General features: G+C 66.5%; 21 protein-coding genes. 16 read left to right on the forward strand and 5 right to left on the reverse strand.

The genetic code is table 11. From position 1 onward, the window contains the following. The 7 genes from H5T74_06585 to H5T74_06615 all read left to right on the forward strand — a co-directional run. Positions 1-138 (forward strand): hypothetical protein (locus H5T74_06585; GenBank protein ID MBC7230041.1); only part of this gene is annotated, 138 nt, incomplete at its 5' end. A 12-nt stretch (positions 139-150) separates the two neighbouring features. Further along, positions 151-1,050, forward strand: coding sequence for a flagellar hook-associated protein FlgL (flgL, locus tag H5T74_06590; GenBank protein ID MBC7230042.1), 900 nt, complete (start codon positions 151-153; stop codon positions 1,048-1,050). A 94-nt stretch (positions 1,051-1,144) separates the two neighbouring features. Next, positions 1,145-1,597 (forward strand): flagellar assembly protein FliW, encoded by a 453-nt coding sequence (locus H5T74_06595; GenBank protein ID MBC7230043.1) that lies wholly within the window; start codon positions 1,145-1,147, stop codon positions 1,595-1,597. A gap of 22 nt (positions 1,598-1,619) precedes the next feature. Further along, a complete protein-coding gene (gene csrA / locus H5T74_06600; protein MBC7230044.1) occupies positions 1,620-1,874 on the forward strand; it encodes a carbon storage regulator CsrA in 255 nt (84 codons plus the stop codon). Further along, positions 1,858-2,637: a response regulator gene (locus H5T74_06605; protein MBC7230045.1), complete on the forward strand. Its 780-nt coding sequence runs from the start codon at positions 1,858-1,860 to the stop codon at positions 2,635-2,637. Before csrA ends, H5T74_06605 begins: the two co-directional genes overlap by 17 nt. A gap of 423 nt (positions 2,638-3,060) precedes the next feature. Beyond that, positions 3,061-5,385 carry a tetratricopeptide repeat protein gene (locus H5T74_06610; protein MBC7230046.1) on the forward strand — a complete coding sequence of 775 codons (2,325 nt, stop codon included), beginning with the start codon at positions 3,061-3,063 and terminating at the stop codon, positions 5,383-5,385. Positions 5,386-5,605: 220 nt separating this feature from the next. Beyond that, positions 5,606-6,037: a tetratricopeptide repeat protein gene (locus H5T74_06615; GenBank protein MBC7230047.1), complete on the forward strand. Its 432-nt coding sequence runs from the start codon at positions 5,606-5,608 to the stop codon at positions 6,035-6,037. A gap of 542 nt (positions 6,038-6,579) precedes the next feature. Here H5T74_06615 and H5T74_06620 read toward each other — a convergent pair. The 5 genes from H5T74_06620 to H5T74_06640 all read right to left on the reverse strand — a co-directional run bounded on the left by H5T74_06620 (position 6,580) and on the right by H5T74_06640 (position 9,392). Beyond that, on the reverse strand, positions 6,580-6,822 hold the full coding sequence (locus H5T74_06620; protein MBC7230048.1) for a hypothetical protein: 243 nt from the start codon (positions 6,820-6,822) through the stop codon (positions 6,580-6,582). Further along, on the reverse strand, positions 6,819-7,091 hold the full coding sequence (locus H5T74_06625; protein MBC7230049.1) for a DegT/DnrJ/EryC1/StrS aminotransferase family protein: 273 nt from the start codon (positions 7,089-7,091) through the stop codon (positions 6,819-6,821). Before H5T74_06625 ends, H5T74_06620 begins: the two co-directional genes overlap by 4 nt. 62 nt (positions 7,092-7,153) lie before the next feature. Then, on the reverse strand, positions 7,154-7,894 hold the full coding sequence (locus tag H5T74_06630; protein MBC7230050.1) for a glycosyltransferase family 4 protein: 741 nt from the start codon (positions 7,892-7,894) through the stop codon (positions 7,154-7,156). A 106-nt stretch (positions 7,895-8,000) separates the two neighbouring features. Then, a complete protein-coding gene (locus tag H5T74_06635) occupies positions 8,001-8,312 on the reverse strand; it encodes a hypothetical protein (protein MBC7230051.1) in 312 nt (103 codons plus the stop codon). Between the two features lie 21 nt (positions 8,313-8,333). Continuing rightward, positions 8,334-9,392, reverse strand: coding sequence for a glycosyltransferase (locus H5T74_06640; protein ID MBC7230052.1), 1,059 nt, complete (start codon positions 9,390-9,392; stop codon positions 8,334-8,336). Positions 9,393-10,060: 668 nt separating this feature from the next. Between H5T74_06640 and H5T74_06645 the strand changes: the two genes are divergently transcribed. The 9 genes from H5T74_06645 (at position 10,061) to flgB (ending at position 18,367) form a co-directional block, all read left to right on the forward strand. Next, positions 10,061-11,167, forward strand: coding sequence for a flagellin (locus H5T74_06645; GenBank protein MBC7230053.1), 1,107 nt, complete (start codon positions 10,061-10,063; stop codon positions 11,165-11,167). Positions 11,168-11,267: 100 nt separating this feature from the next. Further along, entirely contained in the window at positions 11,268-11,426 is a 159-nt protein-coding gene (locus H5T74_06650) for a hypothetical protein (GenBank protein MBC7230054.1), read from the forward strand. 317 nt (positions 11,427-11,743) lie between these two features. Then, positions 11,744-12,850: a flagellin gene (locus H5T74_06655; GenBank protein ID MBC7230055.1), complete on the forward strand. Its 1,107-nt coding sequence runs from the start codon at positions 11,744-11,746 to the stop codon at positions 12,848-12,850. 82 nt (positions 12,851-12,932) lie between these two features. Continuing rightward, positions 12,933-13,319, forward strand: coding sequence for a flagellar protein FlaG (locus H5T74_06660; GenBank protein MBC7230056.1), 387 nt, complete (start codon positions 12,933-12,935; stop codon positions 13,317-13,319). A 75-nt stretch (positions 13,320-13,394) separates the two neighbouring features. Beyond that, positions 13,395-16,181: a flagellar filament capping protein FliD gene (fliD, locus tag H5T74_06665; protein MBC7230057.1), complete on the forward strand. Its 2,787-nt coding sequence runs from the start codon at positions 13,395-13,397 to the stop codon at positions 16,179-16,181. A gap of 10 nt (positions 16,182-16,191) precedes the next feature. Next, positions 16,192-16,614 (forward strand): flagellar export chaperone FliS, encoded by a 423-nt coding sequence (fliS, locus tag H5T74_06670; GenBank protein MBC7230058.1) that lies wholly within the window; start codon positions 16,192-16,194, stop codon positions 16,612-16,614. Beyond that, positions 16,611-16,979: a hypothetical protein gene (locus tag H5T74_06675; GenBank protein ID MBC7230059.1), complete on the forward strand. Its 369-nt coding sequence runs from the start codon at positions 16,611-16,613 to the stop codon at positions 16,977-16,979. Before fliS ends, H5T74_06675 begins: the two co-directional genes overlap by 4 nt. A gap of 94 nt (positions 16,980-17,073) precedes the next feature. After that, positions 17,074-17,955 carry an HDOD domain-containing protein gene (locus tag H5T74_06680; protein MBC7230060.1) on the forward strand — a complete coding sequence of 294 codons (882 nt, stop codon included), beginning with the start codon at positions 17,074-17,076 and terminating at the stop codon, positions 17,953-17,955. A 19-nt stretch (positions 17,956-17,974) separates the two neighbouring features. After that, positions 17,975-18,367, forward strand: a complete 393-nt coding sequence (gene flgB / locus H5T74_06685) for a flagellar basal body rod protein FlgB (GenBank protein MBC7230061.1) — start codon at positions 17,975-17,977, stop codon at positions 18,365-18,367. Positions 18,368-18,369: the final 2 nt, after the last annotated feature.

Consider the following 18,369-nt stretch of genomic DNA (forward strand, 5'->3'; position numbering starts at 1 on the left):
TCCGGCGTATACATAGACGAGGAGATGGTGCGCCTGCAGGAGGCGCAGCGGGCCTTCCAGGCGGCGGCGCGGGCCATCACGGTGATGGACGACGCCCTCAACACCATCATCAACGGCATGGGCATCGTGGGCAGGTAGGAGGGATGAGGGATGAGGATAACCAACCGCATGATCAGCGAGAACACCCTGAAGGACCTGCAGCGCGTGCTGGGGGAGGTCCTCGCGGTCCAGGAGCAGCTCTCCACGGGGAAGAGGGTGAACCGTCCCTCCGACGATCCCTTTGCCACCCACCGCGCCATCAGCTCGCGGGGAGCGGTGTTGGTGCTGGAGCAATACGCGCGTAACGTGAGCGAGATAAAGGGCTGGGTGACCACCACCGACTACGCCCTGAGCAACATCACCGAGGCCCTCCGGGAGGTGCGCACCCTGGCCATCCAAGCGGCCAACGGCTACCTCACCGGCACCGACCGCGAGAACATCGCCCTGCGCATCGACGAGTTCAGGGACACCATCATGCAGCTCAGCCGCCAGCAGTTCGCGGGACGCTACGTGTTCTCGGGCACGCGTACCGGCGAGGAGCCCTTCACCTGGACGGGCACCGACGTCCTCTACAACGGCAACGCGGAGCACATACGGGTGAACATCGGGCCGGGGGCGGACCTGGCGGTGAACGTCACCGGCGAGGAGGCCTTCATGAACATCGGGGTCTCGGGGACCAACGTGTTCAAGCTCCTGTACGACCTGGCCCAGGCGGTGAGGGCTGGGGACCACCAGGCGGTGGGAGGAGAGCTGCTGGGAGCCATCGACGACGCCATGGACAAGGTGGTGGAGAAGCAGGGGGTGACGGGCTCGGCCGCGAACCGCCTTGAGCGCATGGAGTCCCTCATATCCCAGCTCACGGAAAGGGAGATGAGCCTGCTCTCCGAGGCCGAGGACGTGGACCTCGCGGAGGCGGTGATGAACATGAACCTCAAGCAGAGCGCCTACCAGGCATCCCTGGCCGCCTGCGCGCGGGTCATCCTGCCCTCCCTCCTCGACTACCTGGGTTGAAGCGGGAGGGCGGGACCGCAATTCAACCACCTGGTGGAGGGAACATCACCCTTTTAATATGATAGTATAGGCCGGACAGCGTGACGGGGGAGAGATGTTGAGGTACGAGAGCGCCAAGCTGGGGAGCATAGAATACGGCGAGGAGCAGGTGATAAGCTTCGTGGAGGGCATCCTGGGGTTCCCCGCCTACCGCGAGTTCGTGCTCCTGGAACACCGGCAGGGGCCGTTCATGTGGCTGCAGTCGCTGGAGGAGCCCTCCCTGGCCTTCCTGGTCGCGGACCCCTGGAATTTCTTTCCTGACTACGCGCCGGAGATACCCGACGAGGACGTGGAGGCGCTGGAGCTGGAGGAGCCCTATAATTTCTCCGTCTTCTGCTTCGTCACCGTCCCGGAGCGGGTGGAGATGACCAGCGTCAACCTCAAGGGGCCCACGGTGGTGAACCTCAATACCAGGAGGGCCAAGCAAGTGGTGCTCCTGAACCCGGAATACACCACTCGGCACTACCTCTTCCCCCGCGAGGCGGGGGAGGCGGGCACGGCGGAATGAAGGACTTCGCAAAGGAGCAGGGATGCTCGTTCTCACCCGGAAGATAAACGAGAGCGTGATGATCGGAGACGAGGTGGAGGTCTGCCTGCTGGAGATCAAGGGAGACAAGGTCCGCCTCGGCATAAAGGCGCCGCGCTCGGTGACCGTGCACCGGAAGGAAGTCTACGAGGAGATCAGGCGGGCCAACGAGGAGGCGGCGCGCTCCAGTTTCGAGGGGGCGCGGGAGGCCGAGAGGATAATGGAGGAACTAGGGGGCGCGCATGGGCGGCAGGGGTGAGAGCAAGCGCATCCTCTACATCGAGGACGAGCCGGAGATGGCGCGTATGGTGACGCGCATGCTCGAGGCCGAAGGGCACACCGTGATAGAGGCCGAGAGGGGGACGCAGGGGCTGGAATCCCTGTACGAGTCCTTCCCCCACCTGGTGCTGCTCGACCTGCGCATGACGGTGATGAGCGGCTACGAGTTCCTGGAGGCCATGAAGTCCCACAGCGGCCTGCGCGAGATACCGGTGGTCTGCGTCACCGGCCTGGGAGGGCTGGACCGGATCCTGGAGGCCTTCATGAGGGGAGCGGACGGATACCTCGTGAAGCCCATCGACCTCGATCTCCTCACCGCCCTCATCGCCTTCCTCACCTCCAGGGAGAGCCTGGAGGCCAAAACGGGACTCCTCCTCGACCTTCCCGGCATGCGGGAGGCCGCGAGGCTGGTGGGTTACGGCGTGGACAGCCTGGAGAAGGCGGGGGTGCTCTTGGCCGTGGATGAGGCCGGAAGCGAGGGATGCACGCTGCGCCAGTTGGGGTCGAGGTTGGGATCGCTGCACGAGGACCTGGAGAAGGAGGTGCGCGAACTGACGGCCGCGGGAGCCCTACGGTGGGAGGAGGCGGAGGGCACGCTGCGCCTAAACCTTGAGGGGGGCTGGGGCGAAAAGCATGATGAGATAAGGCGCCTGCTCAAGGACAAACAGCTCCTGGAGGCCTTCGTGAACGGCCTGTACACCGGCGTCCTCGCTTACGCGCTGGAGACGGGCTATTACGAGTGAGGGGGCGTCCCTTCGCGTACGGCTCCTCCGGCAAGAGGCCCGGCTCTTTCATCCCTTTGCCTTCGACCCACGGACCCGGGCCCGCCGTTCACGGATGTGCCCGCATGAAGATGACCCCCTCCCGTCCCCTCGGCTCTATCCCGCCCTTGCCCCTTTGCCTTCGACCCACGGACCCGGGCCCGCCGTTCACGGATGTGCCCGCATGAAGATGACCCCCTCCCGTCCCCTCGGCTCTATCCCGCCCCGCCGGCGCTCCTGCCCGTCGATGGTTCTCTCCGGCGAGGATTTACGCGCTTTTTCCCCTCCCGTATCCCCCAAATGCGTGATATGCGGATGCCGTGGCGTAGATAAAGTCTAGCCTGCGGGTAGCCCGATATGCCCGCTCCACGGCGGCCGGGAAGGCCGGTTAAGGGAGGACTGACCTTGGCGACGTTCAGCGTGCTCATGCCCGCCTACAACCACGAGCGCTTCGTGGCCGAGGCCATGGAGAGCGTGCTCGGGCAGACGTTCTCGGACCTCGAGCTCATCGTCATCGACGACGCCTCACGCGATTCCACGCCCGATATCATCAGGCGGTATGCCGCGAACGACCACAGGGTGAAGGCGCATTTCCACGCCCGCAACCGGGGCATCTCCGCGACCTTGAACGAAGCCCTCGACCTGGCGACGGGGAGGTTCGTGGCGGTGATAAACTCGGACGACCTCTGGATGCCGGATAAGCTGCGGCGGCAGTGGGAGGTGCTGCGGGACAACGAGGACCTCGTGGTGTGGACGGAGGGCGTTTTGGTGGACGCGGAGGGGAGGTACACGGGGAAGACCTTCACCGCCTCTTGCCGCGCGGAGGAGAGGAAGAAGGCCGGCGACCTTTTCGACGAGCTGGTGATGGGCAATCACGTGTTGCACAGCAGCATCGCGGCGAAGCGCGAGACCATGGCGGCCATACGGTACGACGAGGACCTCAGGTACAACAACGACCACAAGCTGTTGCTGGACCTGGCGGATTCGCATCTGTACTCTTTCCTTTCCGATGCACTGGTGGGATACCGCATCCACGGCGACAAACCCTCCATCCATAACCCCGTAGAATGGGACGAGGACTATATGCGCCTCTATTCCTACGCCCTGGACCGCTACGGTGGACGGCTGCGGAAGGAGAAGAAGGCCCTGCTCTATCTCTATCTCTGCCGTATCTACGACCGGCAGGGGATGCGCTCCAACGCCGTGCGCCTGCTCTCCCGGGCCCTGAAACTGGACCAAGACCCCGCTCTCCTGTACAAGGCGCTCAATCTCTGCGACGGGATGCGCAGGAACGAGCACTTCTGGGCCTTAGCGCCCCGGGTTGAGGGGGACAGGAGGCGGGCGGCCGGTACCGCGGGCGCCGCCGGGGGGGCGGTGCCGGGACAGAGCGCCTCTGTCCATGCCCCCGAGGAGACCTTCGCGAGCGGCCTCGAACACGCCCTGCGAGGCGATCACGGCGGGGCGCTGGAGCTCTTCGAGGGGGCGCTGCGGGCCGACCCCGATGCCTCCGGGGCATGGGTCAACATCGCCATCATCCGCAGCATGTCGGGAGACATGAAAGGCGCCATGTCCTGCCTGCGGGCGTCGCTGGAGGCGGGCGGTTCGGAGGCCCATGCTTGGTACAACATGGGCGTGGTCCATGACCGAGAGGGCAGGCCGGAGGAGGCGAAGGGTTGCTTCGAGCGCGCCGCGAGCCTCCTGAGGGGAAGCGGCAACATCGACATGCTCGCCGCCGCGGAGATGGGGCGCGGTGTTTGCCTGGCGGGAATGGGGAGTTATACCGAGGCCGTGTCCTGCATGGAGCGGGCGTCGCGCCTTATCCCCACGGACCCCAGACCGGTTTTCAACCGCGCCTTCTGCCTGGAGATGGCCGAGAGGTACGAGGAGGCCGTGCGGGGCTACGAGGAGGCGGCGCGGCTGGTGCGGGAGCCGCGTTGGGAGGAGATGAGGAAGGGCCTCTGCCTGGAGAGGATGGGACGCATGCGGGAGGCGGCGAGGTGTTTCGACAGGGTGTTGCAGCGCGACCCTGGGGACGACGAGGCGTGGCTGGAGAAGGGACGCAATCTCCAGTCTCGAGGCGAGTTCGGGAAGGCGCTGCAATGTTACGGTAGGGCCGTGAAGGCCAACCCGAAGAACGCCGAGGCCTGGCGGCGCAGGGGATGGCTGCTGGCACTGAGCGGCCGGGCCGGCGAGGCGGCGGACTGTTATCGCGAGGCGCTCAGGTTCGTGCCCCGCGACCCCGAGGTACTGGAGGCCGCGGGAGCGGCATGCCTGGCGGCGCACGGTTATGATGAGGCGGAGGGTTGTTTTTACGCGGCCCTCGAGGAGGAGCAAGACAGCCTGACCTCTTGGCTGGGGCTGGCGGCGTGCCGTGAAGCGAGGGGAGACCTGGAGGGCGCCCTGGAATGCGTGGAAGAGGCCATCGTGCGCGAACCGACGGCCGCGGAGGCCTGGAACGAGAGGGGCAACATATTGTCGCGCCTTGGAGCACTGAAGGAGGCGCGTTTCTGCTACCTGCGAGCCTTGGAGCTGGAGGAGAGACTGCCCGAGGTCTGGTTCAACCTGGCGGCGGTGGAGGAGGAGCTGGGAGACCGCGAGGCCTGCGCCAGGGCCCTGCGACGCTTCATAGACTGCGCGCCGGCGGAATGGGAGGAAAGGGTGGAGGCGGCCAGAAGGAGGCTCGCGGAGTGGGAGGTCGAGGAAGCTCTGGCCCGGAGGCGCGGCGTTTGACCGACCGCCTCGGAGAGCGCATGGGATGGAGCGGGTGTGTCGGCGGTATCGCCTTTTCGGCCGGCAGACATTCCCTGTGCGCCGGCGGCCCTCGACATATGGCGCGAAACGTCCCCGGAAGGCGGTGAAGCAGATGGCGGGAGCGGGGGAAAGCAGAGGCACAATCCCGGGCACGGCCCCGGAAAAAGAGGCTGGCCGCGGGGGTCCGGGACTCTGTGACTTGGCCGAAGCCCTCCTCGAGGAAGGCAGGAGCTCGGAGGCGGAGGCTATCTTCGTGGAGGCCGCCGGCATGCCTGAGAGCGCATCGCGGGCCTGGAACGGGCTGGGCGCCTGCCGATACCGGGAGGGGCTCACCGAGGAAGCGCGGGCATGCTTCGAGATGGCGTTGCGGGCGGATCCCCTAAACCCGGACGCCCTAGCGAACCTGGCCACCATCTCGAGGGAACGCGGACGGCTTGAGGAGGCCAAGTCCCTTTTGCGGAAAGGGCTGGCCGTCTCGCCGGGGGACCCCGACCTCCTATGTGAATACGCCTCGATATGCGCCGAGGAGGGGGAACAGGAAGAGGCGGAACGAGCATTGCGCGCCGCCCTGGAGAGCGACCCCTCCCATCCCCGGGCGCTGCTCATGCTGAGCGCCACCCTTCTCTCCTGAACTGCCGGTCAGGGAGTCGAGGGCGCGGTTCTTCACGGTCGAGGATCCGCGATGCCAGCCCGCCGCGGTGCGCGCGGCGGCAACACGATCGCTCGACGCCCACCAGGCCCACGGTTCGGAAAGACAAGAAACACGCCTGCATTGACTGCCATGTATGGTTTTAAACGATCAAGACATCTGCTCAGGAACACGCTAAAGGCATCGTTTTAGGCTCATGACGCAACCTCCGACGTTGTTGCCGGCGCCATCCCATCCTGCGGCGGCCGCCCCTCCCGCGCTCCCCTTCCTCGCCGCCCCTCCAAAGTATATCCACCGGCGTGCGCCGTCCGCCGGGACCACGTAGCGGGGTTTTACGGCGAGGGGGAACCACGCGTGCTCGTGACCTCTACCCACCGCGGTCAAAGAGACTTCGTGCCCTCTCTGCGAGAGGAGGTTGCAGAGACGGAAGGCGTTGAGGCTCTTCCTGTCTCTGCCCACACGGAAAAGACACAGGTCCACGCGTCTCGCTCCGGATGATCGCGAGCTCCGCATGCATGTCCTCCTTATCCAGCTCCGCCTGTGGAGGGAACGCGGCGTTCGCGCACCGGGGGACGCGCCGGGTTCCCCACCGCCGTGATTCCCGAAGGCACGTCGCGGGTCACCACGGCGCCCGCTCCCACTACCTCGCCCTCGCCGACCTCCACGCTGGCGAGCACGGCGGCGTTTGCGCCGACCGAAGCGCCCCTCCTCACCGCGGGGCCCCGCAGGGGGACGTCGGTACGACTGGCCACGTACTTGTCGTTCATGAAGCAGACCTCGTGCCCGAGTATGAGAACGGCGTGGTGATCACCTCGTCACCCTCCGAGATGCCGAAGGCGCGCAGGGCGGCGTGGAGGGCGACGGTGCCGTTGGAAACGGCGACGGCATGGGCGGCGCCGCAGTAAGCGGCGAAGGCGGCCTCGAATGCCCTGACCACCGGTCCCTGCGCCAGCCTGCCGGAATCGAGCACCTCGAACACGGCGCGTTCTTCCTCCTCGCCGATGAGCGGCCTGACCATGGGGACGCGGCGTCTCATCGGCTCACACCCGTGCAGGCGCTCTCGGGGTATCGCCCTGCGCGATCCCGTACCGGCGGCTGTCATGCCGCCACCTCCTCCAGCAGGCGCAGCAGCTCCGCTCGTACCAGGGGAGGGGAGGCCGTATCCCGGAAGCGCTCCCGCAGTCGGGACCCGCAGGCTTGCCGCGCCGCGGCGTCCTCGATGAAGAAGGAGGCGATCCTCTCCACGTCTTCCTCGCTCGAGGCGGTATACGGATAGTCCGGACCCAGCGCGTCGGTGGATGAGTAAAGTGGCTGCTCCGGATGGCTGAAGGCCACCACGGGAAGGCCCATGGCCATGGCCTCCACGCGTACCGTGCCGCCCACCACAGGAAAGGTCTCGACGAGAAAATCGGAGCTGGAGTAGAAGGGACGCAAGTCCGCGTAGGGTCCCGTGATCATGAAACGCCGTGCCGCATCCCTCTCCATGGGCATGAGGCCCGCAAGGGTCTCCGGCTCCGGGGGGACGGTCAGGAATAGATGGTAATGGTGGGGGTGCTTTTCCAGGATGTGCGACACGGCGCGGAAAAAACAGAAGCCGGGGTCGGTCATAGCCTTCCATATACTACTAAGAAATAAGGAGAGGGTGGCGCGGCGCGGGATCCCCAGAGAGGCCCGGATATCGGGTACCCTCGCCAGGTCCGTGGTGAGGGGGATAACCCGCGTGCTTGCCACGCCTCTCTCGCGAAGGCTGAGCTCCGCTCCTATGGTGCGGAAATCAACGTAGTGGTCGCAACTGGACGCGCCCAGCCAGAATTCGCTGTCTGCGTGGTTGAAGAACACGCAGGGAGGATCCCCCGCGCACCCGTACGCCGCCGCTGCGCCCAGGGCGTCATGGGGGTGGATAAAAATGATCGCCGAGTTCGCGCATCTCCGCGGCCGCTTGCCGTCAGCGCGGGCGTTCCGGGGCCCCCGTTTTCGCGGCCTTCTCCTCCTCCCGCCCGCTCGATCCGCGACCGCCGCCACGCCGGCGGCCGTCCGCTTCTCCTCCCTCTTCCGCCATGCTCGCGCGGCAGGCGGGGCACGGCTTGTCGAGCGAGCCGGGGCGGAAGGCGGCGATGAAGAACTCCCCGCAGAAGGGGCACCTCAACTCCACCAGCTTCTCTCCCTTGACCAGCTCGCCTATACCCCGGGTGAAATCGGGCCCGCCTGCCGCGAGCAGCTCCTGTAGGCGCCCGTAAGGGATGAAGTAGTAAAGCATCCTCTACAAGCTCCTCCCGTTTCAGTTGTTGCCGGCGGTCATCGAGACACGCAGCCGCTTTTCCGCCACCAAGGCCGTAAAGACCCCCTCCCAGAAGGCGGCGACTCTATCCACGCTCCTGGCGGCGGCCGCCTCCCGCGCTCTGCGTCCCATCTCACCGCGGGCACTCTCGTTCTCCACCAGGTAGGTGAGCTTGGCAAGCCAGTCGCGCGCGCCCTCGCAGAGGAAACCGTTGACCCCGTCCTTCACCAGTCGAAGGTAGGAAGGCCGCGGGCTGGCCAGCACCGGTATGCCCAGGCAGGAATATTCCAGCCCCTTGAGGTCGCTCTTGCAGCGGTTGAACTCGTTGTCCGCCAGGGGCACCAGTCCGATGTCGAAGTTGGCCAGCATGGCGGGATATTCCCGAAAGCCCACGGGCGGCAGGAATATCTTCTGTTCCTCGGGGATGCCCTCCAGCAGCGCATAGACGTCCGCGGCTCCACCCACGGCGACCTTAACCCTCGGGTATCTCCGGCATAAGCGCTTCAGGCTTCCCACCACCAGGCGGAAATCCTCGGCGTGGGTGGGGGAGCCCGCCCAACCCACCACCAGCGCCCCGTCCCTCTTCTCCCGCCGCACCTGCCACGCGGGATCTCCGGTGTCCACGCAGTTGGGGAGGGGGAAGGTCAGGGGGTTGAAGCGGGAATATCTCTCCGCCAGCTCGGGCGTGGCGACCGTCACCGCGTCCGCCTCGCGCATGCATTCCTCCATGGCCGCTAGTCTCTCGCTTGCGCGGCCGCGGAAACTGGATGAGGAGGGATTGTAGAAGGGGATGGCGTGATAGTAGTCGTCTATCTCGTAGACGCGCGCCTTCCCCGCCTCCCCCAGGGCGCGCATGCAGCGCAGGGTGGACTCGTCCTGCGAGAGCTGGAAGACGTAGAGGTCGTGTTCCAGGTCCAGGGGAAGGGAGGTGTCGCTCCAGGTCTCCAGGCGGTCCGTGAAGCGCACCCGGTGTCCCAGCCTCTCAAGGGCACGACCGGGGTAGATACAGCGATAATGCCCGGACCCCTGCAGGTTGGCATATAGATAGAGGACCTTCATCCCCGCCACCTCTACCGCTCTTCCTCGTTCCGGCTACCCGCCTTGCGAGCCGTTTATAACCCGGTTCCGCGGGGGGTCAATCAACCGGTCGGTGGTCTGGGCGGCGGCAAGGGGTTGATTGCCGATGCCCCGCGCTTCCCCTTCATCTCCATGCGGAGCCCGGCGGGGAGGCTCGATATGGCGCCGCGAGACATGCTCGCGGCTGCTCGCTCCGCCACGTCAAACCCGACATCAGATACCGGGAACGCGACGGGGCGGGCAAAGCCACCCTGTCCCGCATCCGAGTCATGCCTGCTCCGGTAAGGACTTGAGGTGCGGAGGCAGGACGGGCGGTCGTCGCGATGTGGAGAGGGCGGCTGTCGCGGCCGCCCGAGAATGCTTGCGCTTTATGCGAGACGCCCATATCCATCTTCGGTCACCCCTCTCTCCTACGAAAGGTGGATGTGGCTCGGAGGCGCTTTTCCGATGCTCAATACGGACGACCAGCTTTTCCGGTAGGCAGGAGGCTGCCCAGGGTTCAAGGAAGGACGGTGATGCCAGGGAGACAGATACGTATGAGCACGCGCGAGGGGAACGGCCCGGCCGGGGGCCGAAAAAAGACCGGCGCAAGGCATGAGGCCGCGAGGCCGGGAGGCCGGCCGGAAGAACATCAAGGAGGATGATGAGCAATGGGTCTCAGGATCAACCAGAACATCGCCGCGTACAACGCGCACCGTAACCTGACGCAGACGGACAACGCCCTCTCCAAGTCCCTGGAGAGACTGTCCTCGGGTCTGCGCATCAACCGCGCCGCCGACGACGCCGCGGGGCTGAGCATCAGCGAGAAGCTGCGCAGCCAGGTGAAGGGCCTGCAGCAGGCGTCCCGCAACGCCCAGGACGGCATCTCCCTCATCCAGACCGCGGAGGGAGCGCTGGCGGAAACCCACTCCATCCTGCAGAGGATGAGGGAGCTGGCGGTGCAGGCGGCCAACGGCTCCCTCACCAGTTTGGACCGCCAGGCCATCCAGGAGGAGGTGGACAAACTCATCGAAGAGGTGTCGCGCATCGCCAATTCCACTTCCTACAACAACCAGGTCCTCCTGTCGGGAACTCTCGGGTCCTCCATCACCGTCAACGGAGCCTCGCTGGTGCCCGCCTCGGGTATCGCTAAAATCGAGTCGGTGGGGGCCACCCCGGGTTCATACACCCTCTCCTACGCCAGCGGCAGCAACACCCTGACCCTCACCCGCGGCGCGATAACCGAGAACGCGGTCATCACCCCGCCCACGGGATTCGACACCGCGGTGGTGACCTTCGCCTCCCTGGGCATCAAGGTCACCGTGAACTCAGCCATCGACAACCAGGACATCGCCAGCGGCTCGGGCGGCTTCACCGTGAACTCCAGCTCCATGTCCCTGCACATCGGGGCCAACAAGGACCAGACCATAAGCGTGAGCATCGGGGACATGACTGCGTCGGGGCTGGGCATCAACAGCGTGAACGTGAGTACCGCCTCCGGCGCGGAGGAGGCCATCGAGGTTCTGGACACGGCCATCACCACCGTGTCCACGCAGAGGTCCTCGCTCGGCGCGATCCAGAACCGCCTGGAGCACACCATCGCCAACCTGGGGGTGGCCCAGGAGAACCTCGCCGCATCCGAGTCGCGCATCCGCGACGTGGACATGGCGGCGGAGATGGTCTCCTTCACCCGCAACCAGATCATGATCCAGGCGGGCACGGCCATGCTCGCCCAGGCCAACGCGGTGCCCCAGACGGTGCTGCAGCTGCTGCGCTAGACGGGTAAACGCCCTGTCGGCGGCGATGGCGGACTCAGGGAAAAACCTGACGGCCCGGTGGAACCAGGAAGGACGTGAACATCGCCAAGGAGGGAAAAAGATGCAACTCGACGAGAGGCAGATCGGATTGCTTGAGAACGCGGTATTCCTATGGCTGACCATACTGCCCCCTGTCTCCACCGAGGTCCAGAGGGAACTCGGAGAGCTGCTCAAGAGCCTGGGCAGGATGCACGTGTCGGCCTCCTGCTCCCTGGATTGACGGAAGGAGCGCCCGCGCGCCGGGGAGGGGCGCGGGCGCTCATCATTCCCTCTCTGCCAGGCGCTCCGTCAATCGACCATCTGACGGGGTGATGGTGACCATGCGGTTGATGGAGAGCGGCGGACGCGGCGCCAGAATCGCCTTAAGGCAGGAGGCTGCCCAGGGTTCAAGGAAGGACGGTGATGCCAGGGAGACAGATACGTATGAGCACGCGCGAGGGGAACGGCCCGGCCGGGGGCCGAAAAAAGACCGGCGCAAGGCATGAGGCCGCGAGGCCGGGAGGCCGGCCGGAAGAACATCAAGGAGGATGATGAGCAATGGGTCTCAGGATCAACCAGAACATCGCCGCGTACAACGCGCACCGTAACCTGACGCAGACGGACAACGCCCTCTCCAAGTCCCTGGAGAGACTGTCCTCGGGTCTGCGCATCAACCGCGCCGCCGACGACGCCGCGGGGCTGAGCATCAGCGAGAAGCTGCGCAGCCAGGTGAAGGGCCTGCAGCAGGCGTCCCGCAACGCCCAGGACGGCATCTCCCTCATCCAGACCGCGGAGGGAGCGCTGGCGGAAACCCACTCCATCCTGCAGAGGATGAGGGAGCTGGCGGTGCAGGCGGCCAACGGCTCCCTCACCAGTTTGGACCGCCAGGCCATCCAGGAGGAGGTGGACAAACTCATCGAAGAGGTGTCGCGCATCGCCAATTCCACTTCCTACAACAACCAGGTCCTCCTGTCGGGAACTCTCGGGTCCTCCATCACCGTCAACGGAGCCTCGCTGGTGCCCGCCTCGGGTATCGCTAAAATCGAGTCGGTGGGGGCCACCCCGGGTTCATACACCCTCTCCTACGCCAGCGGCAGCAACACCCTGACCCTCACCCGCGGCGCGATAACCGAGAACGCGGTCATCACCCCGCCCACGGGATTCGACACCGCGGTGGTGACCTTCGCCTCCCTGGGCATCAAGGTCACCGTGAACTCAGCCATCGACAACCAGGACATCGCCAGCGGCTCGGGCGGCTTCACCGTGAACTCCAGCTCCATGTCCCTGCACATCGGGGCCAACAAGGACCAGACCATAAGCGTGAGCATCGGGGACATGACTGCGTCGGGGCTGGGCATCAACAGCGTGAACGTGAGTACCGCCTCCGGCGCGGAGGAGGCCATCGAGGTTCTGGACACGGCCATCACCACCGTGTCCACGCAGAGGTCCTCGCTCGGCGCGATCCAGAACCGCCTGGAGCACACCATCGCCAACCTGGGGGTGGCCCAGGAGAACCTCGCCGCATCCGAGTCGCGCATCCGCGACGTGGACATGGCGGCGGAGATGGTCTCCTTCACCCGCAACCAGATCATGATCCAGGCGGGCACGGCCATGCTCGCCCAGGCCAACGCGGTGCCCCAGACGGTGCTGCAGCTGCTGTCATAGAGAGGATGAGGCGATCCGGAGGGAGGGCGAGCGCCCTCCCTCCGAAGAAAAGCACGGGTCCCGGGCATGAGGTGCGGGACCGTTGGTGGTGATGGACATGGATGTCAGCAGGCTGGGGGCGACCTACGGCTCGCAGTTCGCCGAGCCGCACCAGGTCACCAGGAAGGAGAGAGAGGCAAAAGAGGCCCAGGCCGCAGCGCCCCCTCCGGGTCCGCGCGGGCCCCGGGAGGAGGGGGACGAGGAGCCGAGGCCCATGCTGAGCCTCCTCAGCCGGGTGATGGAGAGAAGGGGCCATAAGGTGAAGCTCTCGGTGCACGAGGCCACCAACCGGGTGATGATCAGGATCACGGACTCGGAGACGGGAGAGGTGATCAACGAGATACCGCGGGAGAGCTACCTGGACATGGTGGCGAGCTTTCTCTCCAACCTGGACCGGGTGCACGGCATGAACCTGGACGAGATATGCTGAGCCGCGTCCATGGGGAGCGATCGAGAGAAAAACGACATATGCGAGGACTGTAGAAGAGGCAAGGAGAGGGGAGACATGTGTGCCTACCTGAGCTCGCTGCGAGGGGTATCCGGCCTCGCCAGCGGGGTGGACTGGCGGCAGATCATCGATTCCCTCATGGCCGTGGAGCGCAGGCCCATCGTCGCTCTGCAGCAGAGGGAGGCTTCCGTCAACGCGCGCCTCGTGGCGGTGCGCGAGGTGAACTCGCTGGCCGCCTCCTTGAAGAGCAAGGCCTTCGCCCTCTCCCTGCGGGCCAACCTGATGGCGCGGTCAGTGGAGGTGAGCGGGAACGCGGTGAGCGCTACGGCCGCGCCCGACGCCGCCGCCGGCACCCACAAGGTGACCGTGTTCCGGCTGGCCACGTCCACCAGGGCGGCCTCCACTTCCGGCATAGGGTCGGCGGTGGACGCCTCCGCCGCGCTGGCGGAATCCGGGATGTCCGTCGTCCCCACCACGGGCTATTTCACCATCAACGGCACCAGGGTCTTCATAGACTCCTCGACCACCCTGGACAGCGGGGAGAACTCCGTGACCGCTCTCATCAACGGCGCGGGCCTGGGGATAGTCGCCTCCATGGCGCGGGACGGAAGCGGACGCTTCAACCTGCTCAAGCTCTACCGGGCCGAGGGCTCCATAGCGCTGGGCAGCGGCAGCGACACCAGCAACTTCCTCCAGGCGGCGCGCCTCTACGGCTCCGATCCCCTCTCCACCTGGACCAGCGGAGTAGCGGAGGGCGGCATGGAGGGGACGGTGGCGGGAGACGTGTCCTCGGACGCCAGGGTGACCTTCACCTACGGCGGCAAAACATATACCACGCAGGCCGGGGCGCTCTCCGCCACCGGCGGAACGACCGCCCTGTCCGACCTCGCCGCGTCGCTGCAGGCCGCCCTCAACGCCGAGCTGCAGGGGGTGGGGTCGGTGACGGTGAGCGTCGAAGACCCCACCGGAGCCGGCAACGGCAGGCTGGTGATCACCGACGACCTCGCGGGCGGCAGCATCGGTGTTGTCTCGCTGGACGGGAGCGCGACCGAGGGGCTGCAGCCCCTGCTTGCCTCCGGGGGAGCCACGTCGGGAGAGACGGTGGTGAGCGCCTATGGCCTGGGGGCGGCCTCGCCGGGCGAATATCTCTATGACGCCCGGCTGGCGGCGGTCCTCAAAGACTCCTGGCTCTCCGGCTACGTGGAGAGCTCCGGCACGGCCGGGAAGATCGCTTTCGACCTTGAGGGCACCGAGACCGTATCCTTCACGTACCACGGCGTCGCGTATGAGACCGGCGCCCTAGCCGCGGCCACCGCGGGCGTCACCGACCTCGCGGCGGTGGCGGCCGACCTGGAGGCCAAGCTGAGCGCCGCCCTGGGGACGGCGGGGGCGGTCTCGGTAAAGGTTTACGACCCCGACGGGACCGGCAACGCTCGTCTGGTGGTGACCGACGAGAGCCCCCCGGGCGGGAGCGAGGTCTCCTTCTCCTTCGCATCCGCGCCCGCGGGCCTCGCCCTGTTGAGCGGCGAGGGGGCGGAGGCCAGGGGCTTGGTGCTGGTCAACGGCAGGGCGGTGACCTACGACAAGTACCGCGATTCCCTAAACGCCTTCCTCGGCCGCCTCAACGCCGCGGGGGCGGGGGTGAGGGCGTCCTACGACGCGGTGGCGGACGGCGTCTCCCTCACGGCCCTCCAGACCGGACCGGCATCCATCGTCCTCGAGGACGTGGGAGGCAACCTCCTGGAGGCCCTGAACCTTCTGGGCAAGGCGGCGCAGTCCCCGGGAGCCAACGCCCGTTTCTCCGTCAACACCGTGAACGGTGGGCAGGTGATGACCTCCGCCTCCAACACCTTGAGCGGGCTCATCCCCGGCGTCACCATGCAGCTGCTGCAGGTGAGCGATACCGATGCCGGCGGCGCCTACGTCCCCACCTCCCTGACCGTGGCCCAAGACACGAAAAAGACCCTCGACGCGGTAAAGGAGTTCGTCTCCGCCTACAACGATCTGGTATCCAAGCTGTCCGCTTACACCAAGTACGATGTCAAGACCAATACGGCGGGAGTGCTCAACGGCGTATCCCAGGCCCGGGACCTGCTGCGGCGCCTCAAGGGCATGGTGGGATACGCGGCCCAGGGGATGGACGGCTACCCCATGACCCTGCGAGAGATCGGCATCGGAGTGGGGGGCGCGAGCACGGCGGACCTGGCGGCCGGTGAACTGAGGCTGGACGAGAGCGTTTTCACCGCCGCCCTGCGGGATGACCCGGAGCGTGTTTACCGGATCATCGCCGGATACACGGGAGACGTCTCCCTGCAGGCGGGAGGGAACGGGAGCATCGCCTCTGCTTCGGGGCGTCCCACCGGGCAGGCGGGCGCGGGGACCTACCGCGTGGCGAGCGACGGGGAAGGCAACCTGGAGGTCTATTTCACCCCCACCGCCGGAGCGGAGCAGTACATGGGCTCCGGGACCATACGGGCCGGAGGGAGCAACTCCACCCTCATTCCAGGGGTCACCCTCTATGCCAAGTCCACCCTCGCCGCGGGCACGGATTATCTCGTCAAGCAGGAGAGCCAGACCGGCGTGCTCAAGGCCCTGGAGATCTACCTCGGTGAGGTGACCGCCTCCGGAGGCATCCTGTCCAGCGCGGAGAAGCGCATGGAGGGCCAGGTCGAGGACCTTAAGGAGCAGGTGGAAAAGTTGCAGGAGCGCCTGGGATCCTACGAGGCAAGGCTCGTGCGCCAGTACACGGCCATGGAGACGCTGCTCTCGCAGATGATGTCCCAGAGCCAGTGGCTGAGCAACCAGGTGAGCATCCTCAACCGCAACTGGTCGGGAGCGAGGTAAGGAGCCGGGCATGGTGAGATATAAGGTCGACCAGGCATACAGGCGCAACAGCGTGGCCACCGCCACCCCCCTGGGGCTCATCGTCATGCTCTACGACGGGCTGGCCGTGAACCTGGCCCGGGCGGAGAGGTCGCTGGCGGTGGCCTCGGGAGCGGAGAGCGCGCGCTTCCTCAAGAAGGCCCAGGACATCATCTGCGAGCTCATGGGCTCCCTGGATTTCGAGAAGGGCGGGGAGATCGCGCGCAACCTCTTCCGCGTGTACGAATACATGAACTACCGCCTCATCCAGGCCAACCTCAGGCGCGACCCCGCCGTGGTGGCGGAGGTGAGGGGGCTGGTCCTGCAGCTCAAGGAGGCCTGGGAGGAGGCGGAACGCAAGTTGGGAAGGACGCGCGGCGGAGAAGGCGACCTGGCGCTGGGAGGAAAGGCATGAACGCGGCGGCGGTGGACGAGTGCCTGCGGCTGCTGGGGGACTTCGAGTTCCTGCTGCGTGAGGAGCGCGAGGCGCTCTCCCGCGGGGACCTGCCCGGCGCCGCCAGGGCGGCGCGCGCCAAGGAGGGCATCATCGCCCGCCTGCGGGAGCTGGACCTGGAGGAGCTGGGGGCGGCGGAGCGCGGAGCCGCGGCGTCCGTGGAGGCGCTGCGCGCGGCGCAGGACGAGAACGTCTCCCTGCTGCGGGACATGGCGGCCGGCGTGGCCGGGGAACTGTCCGCCCTGCGGGCCAGGAGGAGGACGCTCGGAGCCTACGGCGAACAGACGGCCGCGGATGGGGCGGCTTTTATGAACGGCCAGGCCTGATGGGCCGCATAAGGCGGGAAGGGACCCCGCCGTCAAGTTCAAGGAAGGACAACTGCGAGGTTGTCCTTTCGCGCTTGCTGGAGGTGAAAAGGGTATGGACGCGACGAGAGTGCAGGAGAACGTGCGGGAGAGGGTGGAGAACCTGCCGGCCCCCAGCGCCGTGGTCATGGAGGTCCTGCGCCGCAGCGGCAACCCGGACTGCTCGGTGAAGGAGATAGCGGAGGTCATCACCTCCGACGCCTCGCTCACGGCCAGGGTGCTGCGCCTCGCGAACTCCTCCTACTACGGCCTGCCGCGCCGGGTGGAGACGGCGAGCGTGGCGGTTCCCCTGCTGGGGATCCGCACCATCCGGCGCCTGGTGCTCAGCGTGTCCACCTACGACATCATGAGCCAGAGGCTGGGCGGATACGGGCACGCCGAGGGGGAGCTGTGGGCGCACTCACTGGGAGTTTCGGTGGCGGCGGAGCACCTGTGCGAGCGCGCGGGGTACCGGAAGAGCGAGGAGATGAGGATGGTGGCGCTCCTGCACGATATCGGCAAGGTGGTGCTCTCGCCCTTCCTCCTCGAACTGCTGGACCCGGCGTCGCGGGAGGCCTTGAACGCCGGCGGGAGGGAGGCTTTGGAGGTGGAGCGCGAGGCCTGCGGTTGCGACCACGCGGAGGTGGGGATGATGATCGCCGAGCGCTGGAACCTCTCGCCGCGTTTCGAGGAGATCATCCACTACCACCACGAGCCGCGGGAAGCCCCCAACCTGCCCAGGGCGGCGGCCCTGGTGAACGTGGCGGACACCGTGGCGGCGTGGCTGCTTAAGACCGACGAGCTTGCGCGCACGCCCCTGGAGTTCGACGCGGATGCCCTGGAGATTCTCCTCCTCGAGGAGACCGAGGTGGCCCAAGAGTTGATAGAGGTCAACCGCAAGATAGGGGAGGAGATAGGTTTCTGGCTCGACTACGGGAGCGGCGGAGACGGGAGATGAGGGAGGGAGGCGGCTGGAAATGACCCTGGACATCTTCGGAGACGCCACCTTCGCCCTGTTGGGAAAGGCGCTGGACGCGTACTCCCTGCGCCACCGCGTGAGCGCGAACAACCTCGCCAACGCCAGCACCCCCGGCTTCAAGAGGTCCTACCTGCCCTTCGAGGAGGAGCTGGGTAAGAGGGTGCGGTGGGGGCGCGGCGGGGGGAAGGCGCTGCCCGAAGGCCTGGAGGGGCTCGAGCTCAAAGCGCAGGTGGACTACCGCACGGAGAGCCGCGAGGACGGCAACAACGTGGACATGGAGCAGGAGATCGCCGAGATGAGCAAGAACAGCATCCGCTACACGGCGGCGAGCTCCATGATCAAGAAGAAGGCGGAGATGTACCGCTACGTGATCTCGGAAGGCAGGAGGTAAGA

The organism is Actinomycetota bacterium (assembly GCA_014360645.1).
Lineage (GTDB): Bacteria > Actinomycetota > Geothermincolia > Geothermincolales > RBG-13-55-18 > Solincola_B.